The following is an 18,833-nucleotide window of genomic DNA, read 5'->3' as shown; positions in this document are numbered from 1 at the left end:
AGCGCTTCCGTGCTAGAATCTCTTGCGGAGCATCAACCGGATGACACGGCCGAGCGGGTCCACTTCGTCGCGGCTGAAGCCGGGTGGCCTGCTCCCGTCGTCCAGCGTCACGCGGCGATAGCTGTTGAACAGATTCTGCACCGCGAGCGAGATCTTGAGGTCATCCAGCAACCCGCCTTTCCTCGCCTGACCCGACAGGCGCTCGGGTTCGATGAACATCGACAGGCTGAACGTCATGGGTGGCCTTGTGTTGAGGATCCGGTCGCCATTGGTCACGCGCGACGCGCTGTTCCAATTCCCTCCCAACGTCGCACCCCATCCTCGCCTGCCGGCCGTAGCCTGCAGCGACAGGCTGTGCCGCGATTGACCGCTTTCGGCGAGCTGATCGATCACGGGAACGCCCGGATGGGTCAGCAACTCGCTCCTCAGCCGCCATCGATGCCTCAGCGACAAGGACAGCTGCATCGCATTCGCGGCTGGCGGGGACGGCTTCCCCGGATACCGCAAGGCGATGCTCGAGCTCAGTTCGGCGTCGGTCGCGCGGGCGATATTGATCGGCCGCGCATCGACCGAGACCAGCCTGCCCTCCGCATCGCGTGTCACGCGTTCGGGAAAGGCCGCTTCGATGACAGGGGTCAGCTCGGGAAACGCGGCGACACCGCCCTTGGCCTCATCCTGGCGATAAGCGAGGTTCAGTGTCACCGTCTGATCGCCCAAGGGCCGCACCATGGCTTCCAGTGCCAGGTTCTGCCGCCTGCCACGCCGCAACGCCGAATTTCCGCCGGTGATCCAGACCGGTTCGGCGATCTCTTCACGAGCATAGTCGAAAATCCGGTTGATGGTCGTGACGAGCGGGTCGTCGAGCTGGGCCAGGGATGGCGCGGTTTCGGCACGGCCGAGCGATCCCCGAAACTGGACGGTCCGGATCGGCCCCCAGGTCAAGTCGGCGCCATAGCGTTTCTGCAGCCGGCTGTTCGTCATCGTCTGCACGCTCGAGGTCAGGTCGAGATTGAGGCTCCCCAAGGAGAGAAGCTCCCCTTCGCCCGGACGGGAAATCGGCACGCTCAGCCCGAACGCCCCGTCCAGCTGTTCGAGCGCCGATTTGGCCCGCGTGGCGGGGCCGCCGAGATTGTCGCCTTGCCAGTTCGTCGATCGGTTGCGGCGCGCATTTACCGAAAGATTGGCGATCGCCGCCCCGGCAGGCAGATTGAGCACACTCTTCTTGACATTGAATCGTGTGGCGATGTTTTCCCCCTGCGAACGGTTGCGGCGCGCGAGCAGTAGCCGCTCGTCCCACGGGCCATAGGGGTTGAAGGCCGGATCCGCGCCATCAACCAGTTGCTGAACGCGTGTGGAATCGATCCCGCTTTCGAGCAGGCTGCGGGTCCAGCTTCGGGAATAGCTGGCGGAGAAGCTGGTCTGCCAATCGCCGATCGCCCCCGTCAGCGTGAGCGACGTGCCCAGCGTCTCGGAATCGGTGTCGCTGCGCAGCGCCCGCGCGCCATCAAAGGGACGCGTCAGGAGCACGTCTCCCGAAAAGGGGGACCAGGGACTATCGGCGGGCAGCAGGATCGATGCCATGGGCAGGCCGCGCATTGCGCGGCTGGCGCTACGGCTGGCATCGATGCTGAGGGACGCAGAGAAGGATCCCAACGGACGGGTCACGCCCACACCCAGCGCCATGCTGCGCCGCGACGGCAACAGCGTTTCGTACGCATTCGGATCGACCGCATCCCTGTCGCCCGCTGTGGCGACGAAGTCCGCAAGCACTGGCGCCTGCGATAGAGCGCCGGCTGGAATCGCTGCAATGGTGGCCGGCCTTCCGGCAAGGAAGCTGAGCGCCGGGTCGATCTCGCCGCCGCCAGGCGCCGAAACATAGCCGGTTCCGTCGAAGGTGCCCGGGCGCGGTGGAATGTTCCTCGAACGCTTGCGCAGGGCGCTGTCATAGCTGGCACGCGCCTGGACGTTCCAGCGGGTCGGCCCGTCAATCGCCGCCCGCCCGACAGACAGGCTCCCGCCATACTGCCCGCCCCTGGTCGCCCAGTTACCGCCGGCATCGGCATTCAGGCTCGAAAAATGCTTCTTGAGAACCAGATTGACGACCCGCCGCCCCGACGGTTGACCGTAGCGAGCGGCTGCCTCCGGCTTGAGCACCGCGAGGCGATTCAGCGCCTCGGCTGGGAAGGCCAGGATCGAGCGGTCGAAACCCGCAGGCTTGCCGTTGATGAGCAGGACCGGCTCTTCCTCGCCATCGCCGATGAACGGTTGAAGCCGCGTCAACAGATCCTGGATATTGTCGGCACCCTGGGTGGCGATTTCCTCCTCGCCGAACTCGGTCTCCGCCGCCACTGCGGCCTCGCCATAGCGCTGGCCGATTATGAGGACCTCATCCGGCGCAAGATCGCCCGGCGGGGCGGGTTCTGTCGAACCCGCCACCGCACGGACGCCCCCTTTATCATCTGTCTGCGCTCGGGCGCCGGGGCATAGTCCGAGGGGAAGCACAGCGACCCCGAGAAGACCCAGCCGAGCGACACGCATCACCGAATGGAGCCGTTTTGACTAAATGGCATCGTGCCCGGTTCGCACGGCTCCCTACAAACAATACGCATTGCAACTCTCTCACCTCTACACGCGATTTTGGCAATAGCTATACGATGCGTCTAGAAAATACGAGCTGCTACGGCAAATACGAGCGAGCGCACGATGATCGCGCGCTCGCCGCATTGCTTATTCAGGCAATGTATCCATGAAATTCATGATGTCCAATGCCTGATATGACTTCAAGGCCAGGTGATCGTGCCGTCAATTTTACAGTCACCCGTTCCGGCGGTAACCTCCGGAAGAGTCGAAGTAGTTGTGAACCCGGTGTCAACGCTCAGCTGCTCCGTGGTTCCGCTAAGCGAGAACGTGGCATCAAGATAGCCGGAGCAATCTCCGTTCGTGATCGTCGTATCGACATAGATGCCGTTCACTCTCCACACGCCAGGGCTGGGATTCGTCACAGTCCAAGGCGAGCTCTGGAATACAACCGTATTACAAAAGCCGAAAGAGCCGGTCAGGGACGCGTTATCGGCGGTGATGTTTCCAGCACCATCATTGGTAATGTCGATGCTCAGCGTGCAAGAAAGCAGAGGCCCGCTACCCTTTTGCACGGAAACACCAGATCCGCTGAAGGTATAAGTGCCCGCCGTGGTAGCAAAGGTCTGCGCGGACACCGAAGGTGCAGAGATAAGAGCGATCGAAGCAACAGCAGCGCTAAGAATCTTTTTCATTTCTCTCTCCTACATACATAATATGATTATGATGTACGACATCATTCGATTTCATCAAGAAATCGACTCGTGCCGTTTCAATATAGTACACGGTATCAACTTATATTCAACATGAATCGAACGTGAACAATCTATATTCTCGAGATTTTTTTCTGTTTCTATACTATTATTCAGAATTTCTTCGACATACTGAACCCGATGATACGTGGATCGAGCGTGAAGACATTTGCGCTCAACCCTGTGTCGTCGGCGTTGGTGAAGAAGTCGGTGATCGGCGCATCGTCGAACACGTTCTTCACATAGAGCTGGAAAGTGAGGCCAGAGGATGGGCGCGCCAGCGTCACCGCCAGGTTGAGATTGTCCCACGCCTTCAGCCGGTCATATTCAGTGTTGTAGATCCGCGCGAAGCTTTCCGACTGACGATAATAGTCGCCGCGAAAGGTCAGCTCCCAATTTCCCGCATCGACAAAGAAGGTGTATTGCGCGCCGACGTTGAAGGTCAGCCGCGGCGAGTTGGGCAGTTCATTGCCACCCAGGTCCGCGGCGAATCCACGACCGCCATTGGGAGCGCCGCTGCCGCCCTGATTGATGTTCAGCCCCACGGTGGCGGGGTTGTACGGCGCGGTGTAATCATAGGTGAACCCGTAGAGCGCGTGATAGGGAATTCCTCCCGGGAAACCTGGATTGTACGATCCGATGCGGTTCGATCCGGGGCATAGCGCCGAAAGCGCGAGGTTCCGGAGCGCCGCCGCGCCGCGCATGATGCGTTCGACGAACGCCCGCGGCGCGACGCAATTCGACGGCGCCTGAAGCCAGGGACGCAGCACCATCCAGTCCGGATCGCCCTGCGTGCGGTTCATCACGTCGATCGACTGCGAACCTTCCTTCAACCGCGTCTTCAGATAGCCGAGGTTGGCGTCCAGCCGAAAAGCGCGAGAAGGCCGCCACGCCGCTTCGAACTCCAGGCCCCAGATCGTCGCATCGAAATTCTCGTTGAACGCGATCCGGTCCACGATCTGCGAAATCTGATAATCCTTATAGTCGTAGTAGAAGGCCGTGCCGTTCAGCATGAACCGCCCGCTGCCGAAGCTGTTCTTGATCCCGACTTCGAACGCGTTGAGATATTCGGGCCGGAAGGTCTGCGCCAGCGGCTGATACTGAACGATTGCAGGATTGATATCGACGCGTGGCGGATTGGCACCGCCCCCCTTGTACCCGCGCGATGCCGAAGCATAGATCAGCGTATCGTCGGTGAACGAGAGGTTCGGCTTCCAGTCGAGCACCAGGCGCCCGGTGAATTCGCTCCACGCCTGCTCGATATCCGGAAGCGCGGGATAGCCGCTGTTCACGCGGCCGCCCGTATTCGAACCGGGAAGAGGCGTTTGCGTTCCGCCCCCAAGCAGCAGCTGGCTGGGAACCTGCGTGGAGACCTTCTCGTCCCGTGTGTAGCGCAGACCCGCGGTCACCTTCAGGTTGCTCGACAGGTTCCAGTACAGCTCGCCGAAACCGGCATATGATTTGATCCGGATGCCGTTCTGGCTCAGGAAATAATTGTGGCCCTGATTGTCGAGGCTGCCGATGGGGTTCCGATCGACATAGACGCACTCCCGGCCTTCGAAGCCGAGCGGACAAGGAAGTTGCACGGTGTTTCCGCCGACTACGGATGTTCCATAGAACCATTCCGAAATCAGCGTGAACATGTTGTTGAAGACGTAGTAATCGTCCTGTGATTTGAAATCGAGATAGTTGGCCCCGATATTGAAGTTGACCGGCCCGTCGAAGCTCGATTGCAGCCGCAGCTCCTGCGACCATTGGCGGTTTGCCGATCGGCTGAGATCCGCCGACACGAGTCGGTCGGAGCAACCCAGCTGCGGATCGCAGTACATCCCGCCGGGGGTTGGCCCGGGAAACGCCACCGGATCGATCAACTGATTGCGCGAGTTCAGCAGCGGCTGGGTGGAGCTGTTGAAAATCGGGTTGCTGACGAAGCGATTATAATCCTGTGTCGAATAGAAGCGATCGCGTGAATAGGCGGTCTGCGACACGAGTTTCAGCCCGTCCGACGGTTCGAACTCGAGGTTGAGCTGGACCACGTCGTTCTTGGCCCGGAACACCGGATCATAGCTCGTCGCGATTTCGCGCAGGTTCCGCGATTGCACGACGCCGGCGAACGGGTCGCCCAGCTTTACCACGTTCACCTGGGCCCGCGTGACCGGATCCCTGCCGATCGAGATCGTGTTCGGCACGAAGATATAGGACAGGGCGTTCCCGTTGGGCGCGCCGAAGGCCGCATCGTCATAGAGCGAACCTGGCAGGCAACCCTGGCTCATCCGGCCGCGCGTGAGCGGATCCGTCACGGCGATGCCGCCCACCGTGGCCGGTCCGGGATCAGGGGTGCACAACTGCTTGCCGGTGCGCGAGCGGTTGTCGTCCTCCTCGAAATGCTGCCAGATGAGGTTGGCGCGGAAGCGGTCGCTCGGCTCCCACGCCAGCGTCGCGCGCGTCGACCACAGCTCACGCCCGTTGACGCGCCGCTGCGTGAAGCTGTTGTAGTCGAAGCCCTCGCGGCTGGTGAACGCGCCCGCGACCCGCACGCCCAGCGTATCGCTCAGCGGCACGTTGAGCATCCCGCTCGCCCGCATCGTATCGAAGCTTCCGACCTCCAGCTTCGCTTCCAAAGCGAAATCGCGGCCTGGAAGCGCGGGAATCATGTTGACCACGCCCGCCGTCGCGTTGCGGCCATACAGCGTGCCCTGCGGGCCGCGCAGCACCTCGACCCGCTGCAGGTCGAAGAATTCCGATTCGAACAGCCGGTTCCTGACGAGCGGGGTATTGTTGAAGCTCACCGCCACGGCCGGGTCGCTCGACGCCGAGATGGCCTTGGTCCCGATCCCGCGGATCGAGAAATTGTACATGCTGAAGTTGCTTTTGGAGAAGGTGACGTTCGGCACGGCGCGCAGCAGCTCCGACCCGCCTTCGATCTTCCGGTCGTCCAGCGCGCTACCCGACAGAGCCGTCATTGCAATCGGCACGTCGATGATCCGCTCCGCGCGCTTCTGCGCGGTCACGATGACCTCGGCGTCCTCTTCGGCAACCGCATCCTGCGGCACGGCCGGTGCTGGCGCGGGGGTCGTTGGGGGCGCCGCGCTGGCCGTGGGGCGGACAGGAGTGTCCGCCGGAACGATCACATAGATGCCCCCGTCGCGACGGAAGCTCATGCCCGTTCCCCGCAGGATCGTCTGCAACGCGGCTTCAGGCGCCGCGCGCTGGCGATAGCGTGCGCTGCGCTTGCCGCGCAGCGCGCCCCCGTCGAAAATCACCTGGACGCCGGATGTCCGCGCAAAGGTGCGCAGGGCGCTGCCCAGGTCCTGCGCGGGAATATCGAAATCATAGAGTTGTTGCGCATAGGCCGGCGGCGCCGTCACGCTCGCGATCAACGCGACACTTGCCAATCCGGAAAGCAGGTACGGCCTATGCGACATATCATCTCCCCCAAGTCTCTGAGGGGTCGATTGATACGCCCCTCTATTTCTAGAGACGCGGTACGGGCGAATTCGCGCCCATCTATTTTTGTCTTGAAGCGAGCGGCTCCTTCCCGCTCACCAGCGTGACCTTCGCATTGTCATATCTGGCCGAAAGCGGAAACAGCGCGGTCATTCCGCGGACGAAGCTCTGCGTGTCGCCCGCGTCGAACACCCCGTTCACCAGCAAACGCCCGGCCGCCGCGTCGCCGACCACGATGGGGGTATCGGTATAGCGATTGATACGCTCGACAGCGCGCACCAGCGGCTCGTCCACGAAGTCGAGCCGGCCATCCTCCCACAGCAGCGAGCGGTCCAGTTGCGCCGGGGCGACCCTGATCTTCCCCGACGACAGGCTGGAAACCAGTTCCTGTCCGGGCACCAGATGTTCCATCGCGCCGGTTGGCGGCGGCGGTGCCGCTCGCTTGATCGCCTCGACCGCAGCGGTCCGGCCCGCTCCTGCCCGTTGCGCGACCACGGCAACCTCGCCTTCATACAACAGCACGCGCATCTGATCGCGCAGCAGCTCGACGCTGAACGCCGTACCCGTCGCCACCACGGTCTGATTGCCCGCCGTCACCGTGAAAGGCCGCAACGGATCTTTCGCGACATCGAACTTCGCGCGCCCGCGCTCGAGCCGGAGCGCGCGCCGGTCGTCCGAATAGGCGACGACGACCCGGCTCGACGCATCCAGCGAGATCCGCGAGCCATCCTCCAGCTGCACGACCCGACGCTCTCCGGTTCCGGTGCCATAGACGTCCGCACCATCCGCGAAATACCAGAAGCCGCCGAACAGACCGAGGACGACCGCCGCAGCCGCCGCCAGCCCGCGAAACCAGTTCCGGCGCCCGTAGGACGACACTTCGTTGAGATCGCGTGCACTCTCCATCGTCGTCAGCGCGCGGGCGCGCAGCGAGAGGAAGCCCGGCATCTCCGCGATCGTGTCGGTGCCTTTCCAGACCGCCACCATCTCGTCGAACACCTGCTGATGGCGCTGATCGGCCCGAATCCAGCGGTCGAACTCCGCCTGCTCCGCGTCGGTCAGCGCACGCTCGGCGATCCGCCAGCACCATTCGGCGGCCTGCTCCTCATAGCCCATGGCGATACCGTCGTCGTCGGTCAGCGCGGTCATGCCCGGCCTCCCATGCGACGCGCCAGAAACACCAGGGCGCGGGAGATATGCTTCTCGACGGTACGCACATTATACCCGAAATTGTCCGCGATGGTCTGTTTCTGGATGTTCTCGACCCGGTAGAGGATGAAGATCTGCTGCGTCGGCTCGGGCAACGCCTGGATGGCGGCCCACAGGATTCCGATCGTCTCGCGCGAAGCCGCAATGCGGTGCGGGTCGATGGTGTCGATCCCGATCCCGTCCTCCTGCTCGAACGATGCGCGATAGGCCGCACGCACACGCTCCCGGCGCGATCCATCGCGCAGCAGGTTGGTCGCGACGCGAAAAATGAACGCCTCGGTCGATTCAACGGCATCGATATTGGACTGTGCGAGTCGGACAAAAACCTCCTGAGTCAGATCCTCTGCCTCCGCAGGGCTGGCGACGCGGCGCGAGAAGAATGCGACCAGTGCCGGCCGGAACTGCCGGACCAATCGTTCCAGATCGGAAACCGCTTCTGCAGCCACGCTCCCCCCAATCTCCTACGGCCCTGTTCTATTGACGCACGTATAGCGGGATCGCGCCCAGGAATCTTCAAGCCTGGCGATATCGATTTGACGCTGCGGAATCCTGGCCTTGCGCCGGATATCCCGGGTCCTGTGCGACGGATGGCAAGGAAGTGGCGGACCTGATGGGATCAGGTTCGAACCAACTGTCGGACACGCTAATGGAATGGTCAGCCGTTCTCAAGCATTCCAGCCTCGGTTGCCCACAGGCCGAAAACAACAATGACCGGAAGGATGGACGCGCCCCGCGCGATAGCCGTCCGGCTGTCGGGCGGAGGCGCAAGACGGCCTAGGCGGGGGGGCAGCATGGCGGACAAACGCCCAGCCCCTTTCTCGCTCCGGCTCACTTTCGAGCAACGCGCCCAATTGGAACAGGACGCGGGCGGCATGTCCCTCGCGGCCTATATCCAGTCGCGCCTCTTTGATTCTGAAAATCCCGCCCCGCGTCGCCGGGGAAAGCGTCCGGTCAAGGACCATCAGGCCTTGGCTCAGGTGTTGGGCAAACTCGGCCAGTCCCGCCTATCGGCCAATGTGAACCAGTTGGCACGGTCGGCTAGTTCCGGGAGCCTGCCTGTTACGTCCGACACGGAAGCAGCGCTTCTCGCTGCCGTGGCCGAAATCCGGGAAATCCGGCTCCTGTTGATGGAGGCGCTGAATCTTGAGGTCGAGCCATGATCCTGAAGGCCTCCCAGCGCAGCGGCGCAAAGCAGCTCGGCCTTCATCTGATGAAGACGGAGGAAAACGAGCATGTGGAAGTGCATGAGGTCAGCGGCTTCATGTCCGACGATCTTATGGGTGCGATGAAGGAAGCCCACGCGCTGTCGCTCGGGACCAAATGCAAGCAATTCCTGTTCTCGGTGTCCCTCAATCCGCCAGTCGGCGAGTCGGTGCGGATAGAGGTTTTCGAGATGGCCTGCGACGTGATCGAAGAGCGGCTAGGCCTTAAAGGCCAGCCACGCATGATCGTCTTCCATGAAAAGGAAGGGCGTCGTCATGCCCATGCCGTATGGTCACGCATCGACGCGGACACGATGACCGCGAAGCCGCTTCCGTTCTTCAAAACGAAGCTGCGGGACATCGCCAAAGAACTTTATCTCGAAAACGGCTGGAAAATGCCGGAGGGTTTTCAAGATTCCAGCCTGCGCGATCCCCGCAATTTCACGCTCGACGAATGGCAGCAGGCGAAGCGGGCTGGCCTCGACGCCAAGCAAATCAAGGCCACCATTCAGGAATGCTGGGCCATGTCGGACAACGGCCCTGCCTTCGCGAAGGCGTTGGAGGACCGCGGGCTGTTCCTCGCGCAAGGTGATCGGCGCGGGCATGTCGCTGTCTCGATTGAGGGCGAGGCATTTGCCATCGCCCGGATGATCGACAAGAAATCGAAGGAAGTCACGGCGCGGCTCGGCGACCCGAAGACGCTCCGCTCGGTCACGGATACCGCTCGCCATATCGGTGAGACGGTCGCACCCCGCCTTTCACGCTTCATCTCGGAAGCCAAGCGCGTAGCTCAGAACGCTATCGGACCCCTCAATGAACAAAAAGCGGCGATGAAGGATGTGCATCAATCCGAACGGACAAAGTTGGACAGGATGCAGCGGGAGCGCCGGGATAGTGAGCAGCGGGAGCGGTCGGCCCGCGTCCGCACGGGTGCGAAGGGGCTATGGGACATCGTGACCGGGCGCTATTTCAAGGTGCGGAAACAGAATGAGATGGAAGCCTTTTTCGGGCTTCAACGCGACCGGGCGCAGCGGCATGATCTGGTTTCGGCCCAGCTAAAAGAGCGGGCGGCATTGCAATCTCAAATCGGCGTGGCGCGTGATCGTCATGCGCGACAGTTGCTCGGTCTTTATCGGGACGCGGCCCAATATCGTCGCATGATGCGTGATGGACAGTTTGATCGCGATGGCACGGAGCGCGCTCGGCCTGCGCCGCGCGGCCCGGAGTTGGGGCGATAGACTTGGCCTGAAACTCAACCTGTCGTCCGTCCGGCCTGATCGCTTTGGCTTTCCAGTTTTCCTCCGCAGTCTTCGCGCCCCGCCGGGTCGCGTTGTGATCGTTTTATCGTCCGGTGAATGTGGATGGGTGCAAGGCGTGTGAACAGCCTTCTCCACCTCCGTTTCGCTTGGCGGGCAATGCACCTCATTCATCCGGCCTGATTTCTCCGCCTCAACGCGGCCCAACGGGGGCGGCGCAAGACAGACAGGAGGAATCCATGTACAAAATGACCAAAGGCGACCTTACCGCGAAAACGAACGCTCAGCTTTTCGCTCTCTTTCAGGAGGCAAGTAAAGGCCTGATCGCCACCAAATCCGACCTCGCATCGGCGCAATCGCTTCTCGCGATGATCCGCGCCGAAATCGCGAAACGCGGTCCATCCCCATAGGGACGGTGAAGGGGCGCTATCCGCGCCCCTTCTTTTCGTCCTTGGCATCGTTGACCCGCATAACGATGCGCCCGTTGAGCGGCAGCGCATTGAGATTGAGCGTGAAGCCCTTTCCGTCGCGGGTTGCCCATGCAACGCCGATGTCTGTCCATCGGGCGTTGTCGCCTTCGCCGTTCACAGTGAGGAGGCGATGGCTGGGACGGTTCTGATTAGTGTCGGACATGATGTTCTCCTTCATGTTTGCCGAAGGATCATTCCCTCGGTTCATGGGGAGAGTGCGGAGCGGACGAACAAGCCGGGGATCAAAGGCTCAGGCTCAGCCTGACCATTGGCGCGGACCTGCACGAAGGAAGGGAGCGGCCTTGAACCCCGGCGCGTCCGGTCCAAAACCCATGAAGAAAACCGATGGAATGCGCCTGCGGCCTGCATCGAGAACGTACCGACATCTTCGAACCGCCTTCGTCTTATCCACCCGAATGGCGACGGCAACGCTGGCAGGGAATAGGCATCGGTCGATTGGGACCGACAGAAGAAGGGATAAGCAAATGAGTGAATACGCTGCCGAAGCCGCCCGTCGCGATGCCGACCAGCAAAAGCAAGCTCGCGATATGCAGAACGCTACATGGCAAGAGCGGGAAAAATATAATGCCGCTTTCGCCGCTGCTCAGAATCAAAAGAAGTAAGCGACTTCCATGAATATAATCAGCGCCGCCAATTGTTTGGCGGCGCTTTTTTTCTTGAAGGCTAACGGTTGAGCATTTCCACGTCGATGCCGCCATGCGCGACTATAGCGGCCTGCTCAATCATTCGACGCACCGCCTTGTCGGCAAGGTTCGCATCCATTGCCACGCCACCTATATTGAGGCCGATGTCCTGATAAGCGATATCGACGTTGATTGCTCCGCACTGGCCTAGCGCCTCAATCAACAAGGCATTTAGACGCAAGCTGGTCTGTTGCGTTGCTCCCGGACGTCGATAGTTACCAAAACGGCGCTTGAGATTGATGGCCTCGCCGATATAGACGGTAGTTCGATTGCCAACGCGGACGATCAGGCGATAGAGTCCTGCCTCCATCGGCGCGGCGGGGAAATCCAGCTTCCCTGCGGGCGATAGAGTGACAGCGCCGAGGCGCTTCCAACGCAGCTTTAGAGTCACTGCACAGTCTGCGGCGAAGTCTGTCTCGGTCAGCGCTGCTGCATTAAATATTACTCCGTTTGCGCGGCGAGGTCTCCCGGCAGTTGCAATGTGTCCTTGCGACTTGGCTCGCTCGTCCGTCCGCTGAAAGCTGATCGTTTGAGCTTTGAGATTGCGGTTGGTGGTTTCCCAACCCGTGCCTAACCATGCCTGATTATGCCGCCCGCGCGATGGCGAGTTGGACCACCATACGCCATGCTTCCGCGCGCTATCCGGCAGCGCCATTCCGATGATATTCTCGATCTGCGCGAACGACAGCGACACGAGGTCAATATTCTGATTTTCTAGATAGGCGGCGAGTGCCGCATATTTTTGGCTCATTCTCAATAGTAACATACGGCGAAGATAGCGGAAAACAGAGTTTGCGCTCCCGCTAGCTTGCCATAGAGGCGACCATCAGGCCGCCTCCTTTCGTTCGATCTTCGACAGGCCAGCCAGATATTCTGCGGCCTTGTTCGCGGCACTGGCAGCGGTGAAGATCGCCCTGTGGTCGGATTTCAAGATGCGAAGCCAGTTTTCGATATAGGCTGCGTGGTCGGGACGCGGCTCAGCGGTGATACCAAGATCGCCGCAAAGGAATGCCGCGCCAAGCTCGGCCACCATTTCCTCCATCGCGTAGGCGTCATCGCCGAAGCGTTTGCCGAATGTGCGGTCCATGCGATGGGAAGCCCCTGTCCAGTGCGTCAGTTCGTGGAGAAGGGTGGAATACCATCCCTCAGTCGCGGTGCTGGTTTCGGTCCCGATGAAGCGATGACGATCCGGCATTGCGATGATGTCAGCGGACGGGCTATAGAATGCGCGATCTCCTCCGATGGAGATTTTCGCACACGTTGCAGCGATAAAAATCTCGGCAGCTTGTGATGGGTCGATACGGTCCACTGACGCCTCTGCCTCGGACGAAACATATCCTTCGACCTGTGAGACATTGAACACACGGGACGCTCGGGTAACGAAGCGGCGCTCAGGATCGTCTTCAGATGCAGTAGCCTCGGCTGGCGCATAATCCTTGTAGAAGATTACCAGCGACGATTTCTCACCTTTGCGAACCTGTGCGCCTTTGTCCTGCCACTGGCGGTATGTCCCCCATACGCCATTAGCGAAACCCTGTGCGTCGGCAGCGGCCCACAGAGCGACGGTGTTGACGCCGCGATAGGCATTCTTGGATGCGACATTGACGGGGCGGTAGATGGCAGACCCCTTGCGATGCCAAGGTAGTTGAACCTGACCCGGACCTGCTTCGATGGCAGATACAATTTGATTGGTGATGGCTTCGTACACGTCGAAGCGGGATGAAGTTGAGTTTGTCATGTCCTGATCTCCTTTCGCTGTTTCCTGAGGACGCGAAGGAGAAGGCTCGGGGGATTAGCCGGACGGTCAGCCGCAGGCGAAACGGGCAACACGGGAGCGAAGCGAATGGAGCGGGCAACCCGTTGACCGGGCGGCGCACCGGGCCATATTCGCGGCATTGGCTCAGAAAACGGCGGAAAAGCAGGGATTTCAGGCAAGACGCCCCAATCCCGATACAGGAATAGAATCCTATACCATCCGACAGAATGTTCCTGCTATGTTCTGGTCATGGCATCTTATCAAGGCGACGACACAACGGGCTTCCAAAGCCCGGCACAGGACTATGTTGAACCAGTAGTCGATCTGGCTCATCTCCTCGATCTGCGCCGTCCCGGCCTTTATCCGGTCAGGGTGGTTGGGCATGAACTCCGCGCCCGTGGCATTCATGCGGGCGACATTCTGATCGCAAATGCAGCAGCGGAGCCGACTTCCGGCAAGGTATGCGTGGCGTTCTTGCATGGCGAAGTGATCCTCGCGACATTGAACCTGAAAGACGAAGCATGGTGGCTCACGCCATCGAGAGGCTCGCCATTGCCAGTGTCCGATGACGTGGAAATCTGGGCCATCATCAGCGCCCTCGTGCGGATGCGGGTGTGACGATGTTTGCGCTCATCGACGGCAACAGTTTCTATTGCTCATGCGAGCGGGCGTTTGATCCGACATTGCGCGGAAAGCCGCTCGTCGTTCTGTCCAACAATGACGGCTGCGTGATTGCGCGGACGCAAGAAGCCAAGGAACTCGGCCTCAAGATGGGCGATCCCTGGCATATTGCGGGCAAGAAGCCGGAACTAAAAAGCGTCGTTTGGAAAAGCTCAAACTATGTCCTGTATGGCGACATGAGCCGCCGTATGTTCGATGTGCTGTCGAGCATGGTTCCGCGCGTCGAGCCATATTCCATCGACGAGATGTTCATGGATTTCTCCGGTCTGCCGGGTGATCGCGTTGAGCGTAGCATGGCGATAAGGGCGGCTGTCCGCCAGATTGCGAAAATCCCGACCTGCGTAGGCATCGGTCCCACAAAGACGATTGCCAAGCTGGCAAACAAACTCGCGAAAGCGGATCGCAGCGGCGTCGGCGTTCTCGATCTATCGACGGAAGAGGCGCGGCGGCAGACCTATCCGCATGTATCTTTAGGCGATGTTTGGGGGCTGGGTCGCGCGTCGGTCGTCAAGCTCGAACGTCTCGGCGTTTCGGACTTGGCTGCGTTCGTCAACATGGAACCTGATCTGGTGCGGGAAACGCTGACTGTCACCGGACAGCGCACCCATGCAGAATTACGGGGAGTCCAGTGCTTCACTTTCACGGACGCCCCGGCGTCGCGCCAGTCAATCGCCTGCACCCGTAGCTTTGGACGGGCCATCACGTCCTTCGATGACATGCGGGAAGCCGTAGCGACATACGCCGCCCGCGCTGCTGAAAAAATGCGGCGCTTCGGAATGAAGGCCGGAGCGATGCAGGTCTTTATGCGAACGAACGAGTTCAACAACGATCCGAAATATTCCAACTCGGCGACGTTCGAGATTGAGCCATCGGCGGACTCTTTTGCCCTGATAGGCTCGGCTACGCGGGCGGCGTGGTCGATGTGGCGCGAAGGGTTCCGCTATTTCAAGGCCGGGGTGATCCTGATCGATCTGTACCGCTCAAAGGATTTGCCTGTCGGCGATCTCTTTTCCTCGCGCGACCCAGAGCGGTCAAAGGCTCTGATGACCGCGCTCGATGCGATCAATGGGCGTTTTGGTCGTGGAACCGCGCGTCCCGGCGGTCTAGTGGAGCGGGCAGACTGGTCAATGCGAAGGGGAAACTTATCGCCATGCTACACAACTCGGCTTGCGGATTTTTTGCAGGTCCGGTCTTAAGGTAGCAGGACCACTCAGCTTAATAATACCAGTTGAAAAGTGCGACGGCCCGCTTCTACCGTCGTATCACCATGCCCCGAATTGATATCGGAACACAGAGGGCGCTTGTGTGTGGGCTGCCAACAGCCATTACGGGTAAAGCGGAGCGCCGAGGTCAGTATACCTCACGACTGCGCTTTGCGTCCAGCTCCTTCCCGAGATCAAATTTATCGCCCCAAGCGGTAAACCAGTGATCGTTGGCGGCCTGAACAGATGCCAAGCCTGCTGCATCCAGCTTAAAAATCAGCCCTATAGCGTCCTTGGTAGCAGCGCTGATATAAGGGCAGACGACGAGGTCGAGGAGCATGATCAGTGTCTCGGCGTCATCGGGACAATGGGCCTTCATGTATTCGAGCTTGGCGATGATATGCGCCTCGATGAAGGTTTTCAGCTTCGCATACCGGACCTTGTCCTTGATGTAGGAAAGCAGGATTGTGACGGAGAAGTGATTCATGAACCCCGTGGGGCGAATGTAATTCCCCGTGTTCTCTTCCTCTTTAATCAGGAAATGCCGGAGAAGGACGGAGACTGGCAGCCAGTATTCCCGGCCAATCTGCGGCAGTGCGATGAGAAGATAGAGGCTCTCAACCTCGCGATGAACGCTCATCGTGTTCTTTTCGAGTTGCTGCATCACATTGTCGTGGACGTACTTAAAGAGCAGATGTTTCTGCTCGTAGGGCAGGCCCTGAGCGTGCAGAAAATCCACCGAAGTCGCGATCATCCGGCATAGGCGGATGGTGTGATTGACCTTTGGGCTGGCCGAGTACGCGAAAAAGGCAAACTCCATGATGGCCAGCAATGCGTTCGAGAGACGTTTACGGTCGCGGTCTGACTTGTCGCTCGCGACATAGGCCTTGAAGAGCTTCTCGATCTTGTTTTCGGTGATTGCAAACGTGTAGTTCAACAGGTCGCCATAGGTGACGCCTGCCTCCTTGATCGCGGCCTTGTACCGGATGATGAGGCGGTTTGCGTTGATTGAGCAGACCAGCTTTTGCTTGGGGGTCTTGGTCGGATCGGCCAGCGGCTCCTCCTCGCAAGCTGGATCGATCTCGGCATTCAGAAGGGCCGAGATACGTTCCTTGCCGATCGTGATTTCGGTGATGATCGGCTTTTGGTAATGCTTGATCTTGGCCGTATTGATGCTGAGTTTTTTGCCCTTCAGGATGTCCTGAAGCGTCTCGAAAATCTTAAGCTGGGTGGACTCCTCGTTGTAGAAAACGAAGAAGTCATCGACGTATCGGAAGATTTCGTAATCGATCTTGTGGGTCAGATTGGCTCCTTCGGCCAACTGCCTAATCAGCTCTGAATCGACCGATTGCAAAATGATCTCGGCAAATATCCGCGAGAACTCGGGGCCGATGACGATGCCGTTGGTTTCTTTGTGGTTCAGGTTCTGCATAAGGGCGTCGAAACGTCCGCCGAAGGTTCCCTTTGAGGCATCGAGGCTGAATTTCGTCTGGTCCTTGCCCAGCACGGCCCAAGGAAGCGAGTGGGTATAGATGCTGTCGAAGCACTTGCTCACGTCGATCTGCACCATCGCATCGTACTTTTTCTCGCTGCGGTGGTATTTGTACGATTCAAAGAAGCGGTGGATGTTCCGGTATTTCCGATACACGAAATAGGAGCCGAGCTGCTCGTACTCGCGATCCTCTTCCTCCAACCCGGCGACGGAATCCAGCCGCTCTTCATGGAGCTTGTCCTTGAAGTAGGCATAGCGCGACACCGAAACCGGGCGGCGGATTGAAAACTCGCTCACGGAAGTGTGATAGATGATCAACGCGCTGTGGGTGGCATAAAAGCTTGCCACCTCGACCTGATTGCGCGGATGCACGACGCTCAAGGTCCGGCCGTCAAGATTGTGGGCGACACGGAAATTGAAAGGCATGGTCGCCATCTTGCATTTTTTTAGAGGGACCGATCTGCGGGTTTTCTGCTTACCCCACTCGGTCACGACCTCAGGGGTGATATTGGCGGCGAGATCGATGCCGAACAGAAGCCGCATCGTCCGATCCAATGCATCCGTCTCGCAAATCCAGCGCAACTGACCCTTTTCGATTTCAATGCTGTTGTTGCGCAGGAAACGGTAGTAGCCCCGATTGGAAAAGGTTGGTGGTACCTCAAAGGGCAACATGTCCGTGAGAACTGATCGTTGTTTTCGATGGGTGAGAGAGACGCGCCGCTTAGCCATGTTTCCAGACCTTCACGATTATCTGCAACTCTCTCGTGCTGAAATTATGATATCGGCGCTGTACAAAACCAGTCGAGAATTTCAGCTTCTTCAACTGCTTTTGCAGGCTGCTGCTTTTTAGAGAATCGACAAGGAGCTTTAGCTCCTTGTCGAGTTGATCAAAGCATGACAAGTCTGTTACGATTGAATTGTTGTAATATACTCCAGTAACGGCACGCGACTTGCTATTTGAGAGGCGCGTATTGCCTGTTAAAAACTTGACGCGTGAGGCAAGTTCTCGATACGCGCGTCTTGGATTAAGTGGACGCTTATCCCAATAATCCTCAAACGCGGCATTCATTCGGCTGCGATACTTTCCGACTTTTGCAGAACTGGGACTGATCGCCAGATTCACGCCAGCTAAGTCAAAACGATAGCCCAGATACTCAAAAGATACGGGATTGGTAGCGGGCAACGTGAATTCGTGCGTCTTAGCAGGGTTATGCATAAGGCCGTTATCACTGAATATGGCGATGATCCGGTCTTTGAAAGAGCCGAGGTTATTGCCTGTGGGCGGTCGGGCAAACACTGCAACTATATCATCGACAAACCGACCGTATAGAACCATGCCAGGAATTGCTCGGATAGCTTTATCGACTGGCCGTAGATACAGTTCGGCCAAATATGCGCTGATTCCAACACCACGCGGAACGCCATTCACCGCGCCGGACTTCGCGCCGTATGAGTCTAGCACCTGCTTGATGTATTTCTTAGACGCGGGGCTTAAAAGCTGATCGCCATCGAGCTTCTCCACCAGACGCTTACGGTCAATGTTCTCATAGAACGACGAGATATCTGTGCGGACAAGCTCAAACGGAAAGCTACTGCCAAGCATATCCCGAATTTGGCATACTAGGTCGTGCCGATTTGCCTGTTTGACACCGTAAATGCGGTGAATGTTTCGCTGGAGCTGCTTGATGACAAAAAAGGTTTCAGGCTCTGCATCTATACAGTAGACTAGCTTTCCCTGTGGCCCCAACTTCTGTGACAGGTCGATTTTGAAACTGGGTTTCAGGACCTTCTGGCTGATGTCATCCATAAGGTCATCGACCGCACCCGACTTCTCGGCTTTTAGAGCTGCAAGCTCAGTTTTGAGCGTGATAAGCGTCGTCTCGAAGACATCCGACGCCATCGTCGCTTCGTGCGCTCGATGATTGCGAATAGCTTGCACCTTGTCGCGAACCGCAAGTGTCAGCGGTTCAAGCGTAGGAAAATAGCGGCTCGCTATATCGAGACCTTTGCGGTTTTCGGAGTCATAGATACGTCGAAAGTTTTCCGCAGTGAACATCTGGTCGAGCATAATAATTTACCTCCCGA

16 protein-coding genes are annotated in these 18,833 nt (G+C 59.1%); 6 read left to right on the top strand and 10 right to left on the bottom strand.

Annotation, left to right across the window (positions count from 1 at the left end):
• Positions 1–12: 12 nt before the first annotated feature.
• From BDW16_RS17545 to BDW16_RS17530, 5 genes are all read right to left on the bottom strand, one after another.
• On the bottom strand, positions 13–2,436 hold the full coding sequence (locus tag BDW16_RS17545) for a porin family protein (protein ID WP_066574896.1): 2,424 nt from the start codon (positions 2,434–2,436) through the stop codon (positions 13–15).
• A 344-nt stretch (positions 2,437–2,780) separates the two neighbouring features.
• Entirely contained in the window at positions 2,781–3,272 is a 492-nt protein-coding gene (locus BDW16_RS21175) for a hypothetical protein (protein ID WP_125958674.1), read from the bottom strand.
• Positions 3,273–3,442: 170 nt separating this feature from the next.
• Positions 3,443–6,697 carry a TonB-dependent receptor gene (locus BDW16_RS17540; protein WP_241230492.1) on the bottom strand — a complete coding sequence of 1,085 codons (3,255 nt, stop codon included), beginning with the start codon at positions 6,695–6,697 and terminating at the stop codon, positions 3,443–3,445.
• Between the two features lie 139 nt (positions 6,698–6,836).
• Positions 6,837–7,925, bottom strand: a complete 1,089-nt coding sequence (locus BDW16_RS17535; protein ID WP_066574904.1) for a FecR family protein — start codon at positions 7,923–7,925, stop codon at positions 6,837–6,839.
• Positions 7,922–8,431 (bottom strand): RNA polymerase sigma factor, encoded by a 510-nt coding sequence (locus BDW16_RS17530; protein ID WP_075152643.1) that lies wholly within the window; start codon positions 8,429–8,431, stop codon positions 7,922–7,924. Before BDW16_RS17530 ends, BDW16_RS17535 begins: the two co-directional genes overlap by 4 nt.
• 345 nt (positions 8,432–8,776) lie before the next feature.
• Between BDW16_RS17530 and BDW16_RS17525 the strand changes: the two genes are divergently transcribed.
• The 3 genes from BDW16_RS17525 to BDW16_RS21400 all read left to right on the top strand — a co-directional run bounded on the left by BDW16_RS17525 (position 8,777) and on the right by BDW16_RS21400 (position 10,853).
• A complete protein-coding gene (locus tag BDW16_RS17525) occupies positions 8,777–9,145 on the top strand; it encodes a hypothetical protein (RefSeq protein ID WP_066575044.1) in 369 nt (122 codons plus the stop codon).
• A complete protein-coding gene (locus tag BDW16_RS17520) occupies positions 9,142–10,425 on the top strand; it encodes a relaxase/mobilization nuclease domain-containing protein (RefSeq protein ID WP_066574909.1) in 1,284 nt (427 codons plus the stop codon). The genes BDW16_RS17525 and BDW16_RS17520 overlap by 4 nt, the downstream gene beginning before the upstream one ends.
• Positions 10,426–10,682: 257 nt before the next feature.
• Positions 10,683–10,853 carry a hypothetical protein gene (locus BDW16_RS21400; protein ID WP_157081373.1) on the top strand — a complete coding sequence of 57 codons (171 nt, stop codon included), beginning with the start codon at positions 10,683–10,685 and terminating at the stop codon, positions 10,851–10,853.
• Positions 10,854–10,869: 16 nt separating this feature from the next.
• On the opposite strand, the gene BDW16_RS17515 is transcribed toward BDW16_RS21400, so the two are convergent.
• Positions 10,870–11,091, bottom strand: a complete 222-nt coding sequence (locus tag BDW16_RS17515; protein ID WP_241230493.1) for a hypothetical protein — start codon at positions 11,089–11,091, stop codon at positions 10,870–10,872.
• Between the two features lie 307 nt (positions 11,092–11,398).
• Between BDW16_RS17515 and BDW16_RS21395 the strand changes: the two genes are divergently transcribed.
• Entirely contained in the window at positions 11,399–11,536 is a 138-nt protein-coding gene (locus BDW16_RS21395; RefSeq protein ID WP_157081375.1) for a hypothetical protein, read from the top strand.
• 61 nt (positions 11,537–11,597) lie between these two features.
• Here the strand turns inward: BDW16_RS21395 and BDW16_RS21170 are convergent, their stop codons facing one another.
• Together BDW16_RS21170 and BDW16_RS17505 are read right to left on the bottom strand one after the other, a co-directional pair.
• The gene (locus tag BDW16_RS21170; protein ID WP_125958812.1) at positions 11,598–12,368 is read right to left on the bottom strand and encodes a DUF7662 domain-containing protein; all 771 of its coding nucleotides are present in this window, start codon (positions 12,366–12,368) and stop codon (positions 11,598–11,600) included.
• Positions 12,369–12,443: 75 nt separating this feature from the next.
• Positions 12,444–13,355 (bottom strand): ArdC family protein, encoded by a 912-nt coding sequence (locus tag BDW16_RS17505; protein WP_066574917.1) that lies wholly within the window; start codon positions 13,353–13,355, stop codon positions 12,444–12,446.
• A 267-nt stretch (positions 13,356–13,622) separates the two neighbouring features.
• Between BDW16_RS17505 and BDW16_RS17500 the strand changes: the two genes are divergently transcribed.
• Positions 13,623–13,991, top strand: coding sequence for a LexA family protein (locus tag BDW16_RS17500; protein ID WP_083954193.1), 369 nt, complete (start codon positions 13,623–13,625; stop codon positions 13,989–13,991).
• Between the two features lie 2 nt (positions 13,992–13,993).
• Positions 13,994–15,250 carry a Y-family DNA polymerase gene (locus BDW16_RS17495; RefSeq protein WP_066574922.1) on the top strand — a complete coding sequence of 419 codons (1,257 nt, stop codon included), beginning with the start codon at positions 13,994–13,996 and terminating at the stop codon, positions 15,248–15,250.
• 154 nt (positions 15,251–15,404) lie between these two features.
• On the opposite strand, the gene drt3b is transcribed toward BDW16_RS17495, so the two are convergent.
• Positions 15,405–17,477: an antiviral reverse transcriptase Drt3b gene (gene drt3b / locus BDW16_RS17490; protein WP_066574923.1), complete on the bottom strand. Its 2,073-nt coding sequence runs from the start codon at positions 17,475–17,477 to the stop codon at positions 15,405–15,407.
• Positions 17,470–18,816, bottom strand: coding sequence for an antiviral reverse transcriptase Drt3a (gene drt3a, locus BDW16_RS17485; RefSeq protein ID WP_066574924.1), 1,347 nt, complete (start codon positions 18,814–18,816; stop codon positions 17,470–17,472). Before drt3a ends, drt3b begins: the two co-directional genes overlap by 8 nt.
• Between the last annotated feature and the right edge of the window lie 17 nt (positions 18,817–18,833).

Source organism: Sphingomonas koreensis, assembly GCF_002797435.1.
Lineage (GTDB): Bacteria > Pseudomonadota > Alphaproteobacteria > Sphingomonadales > Sphingomonadaceae > Sphingomonas > Sphingomonas koreensis.
The sequence above is the reverse complement of the archived record's forward strand: the minus strand, read 5'-3'. Positions and strand labels throughout refer to the sequence as shown.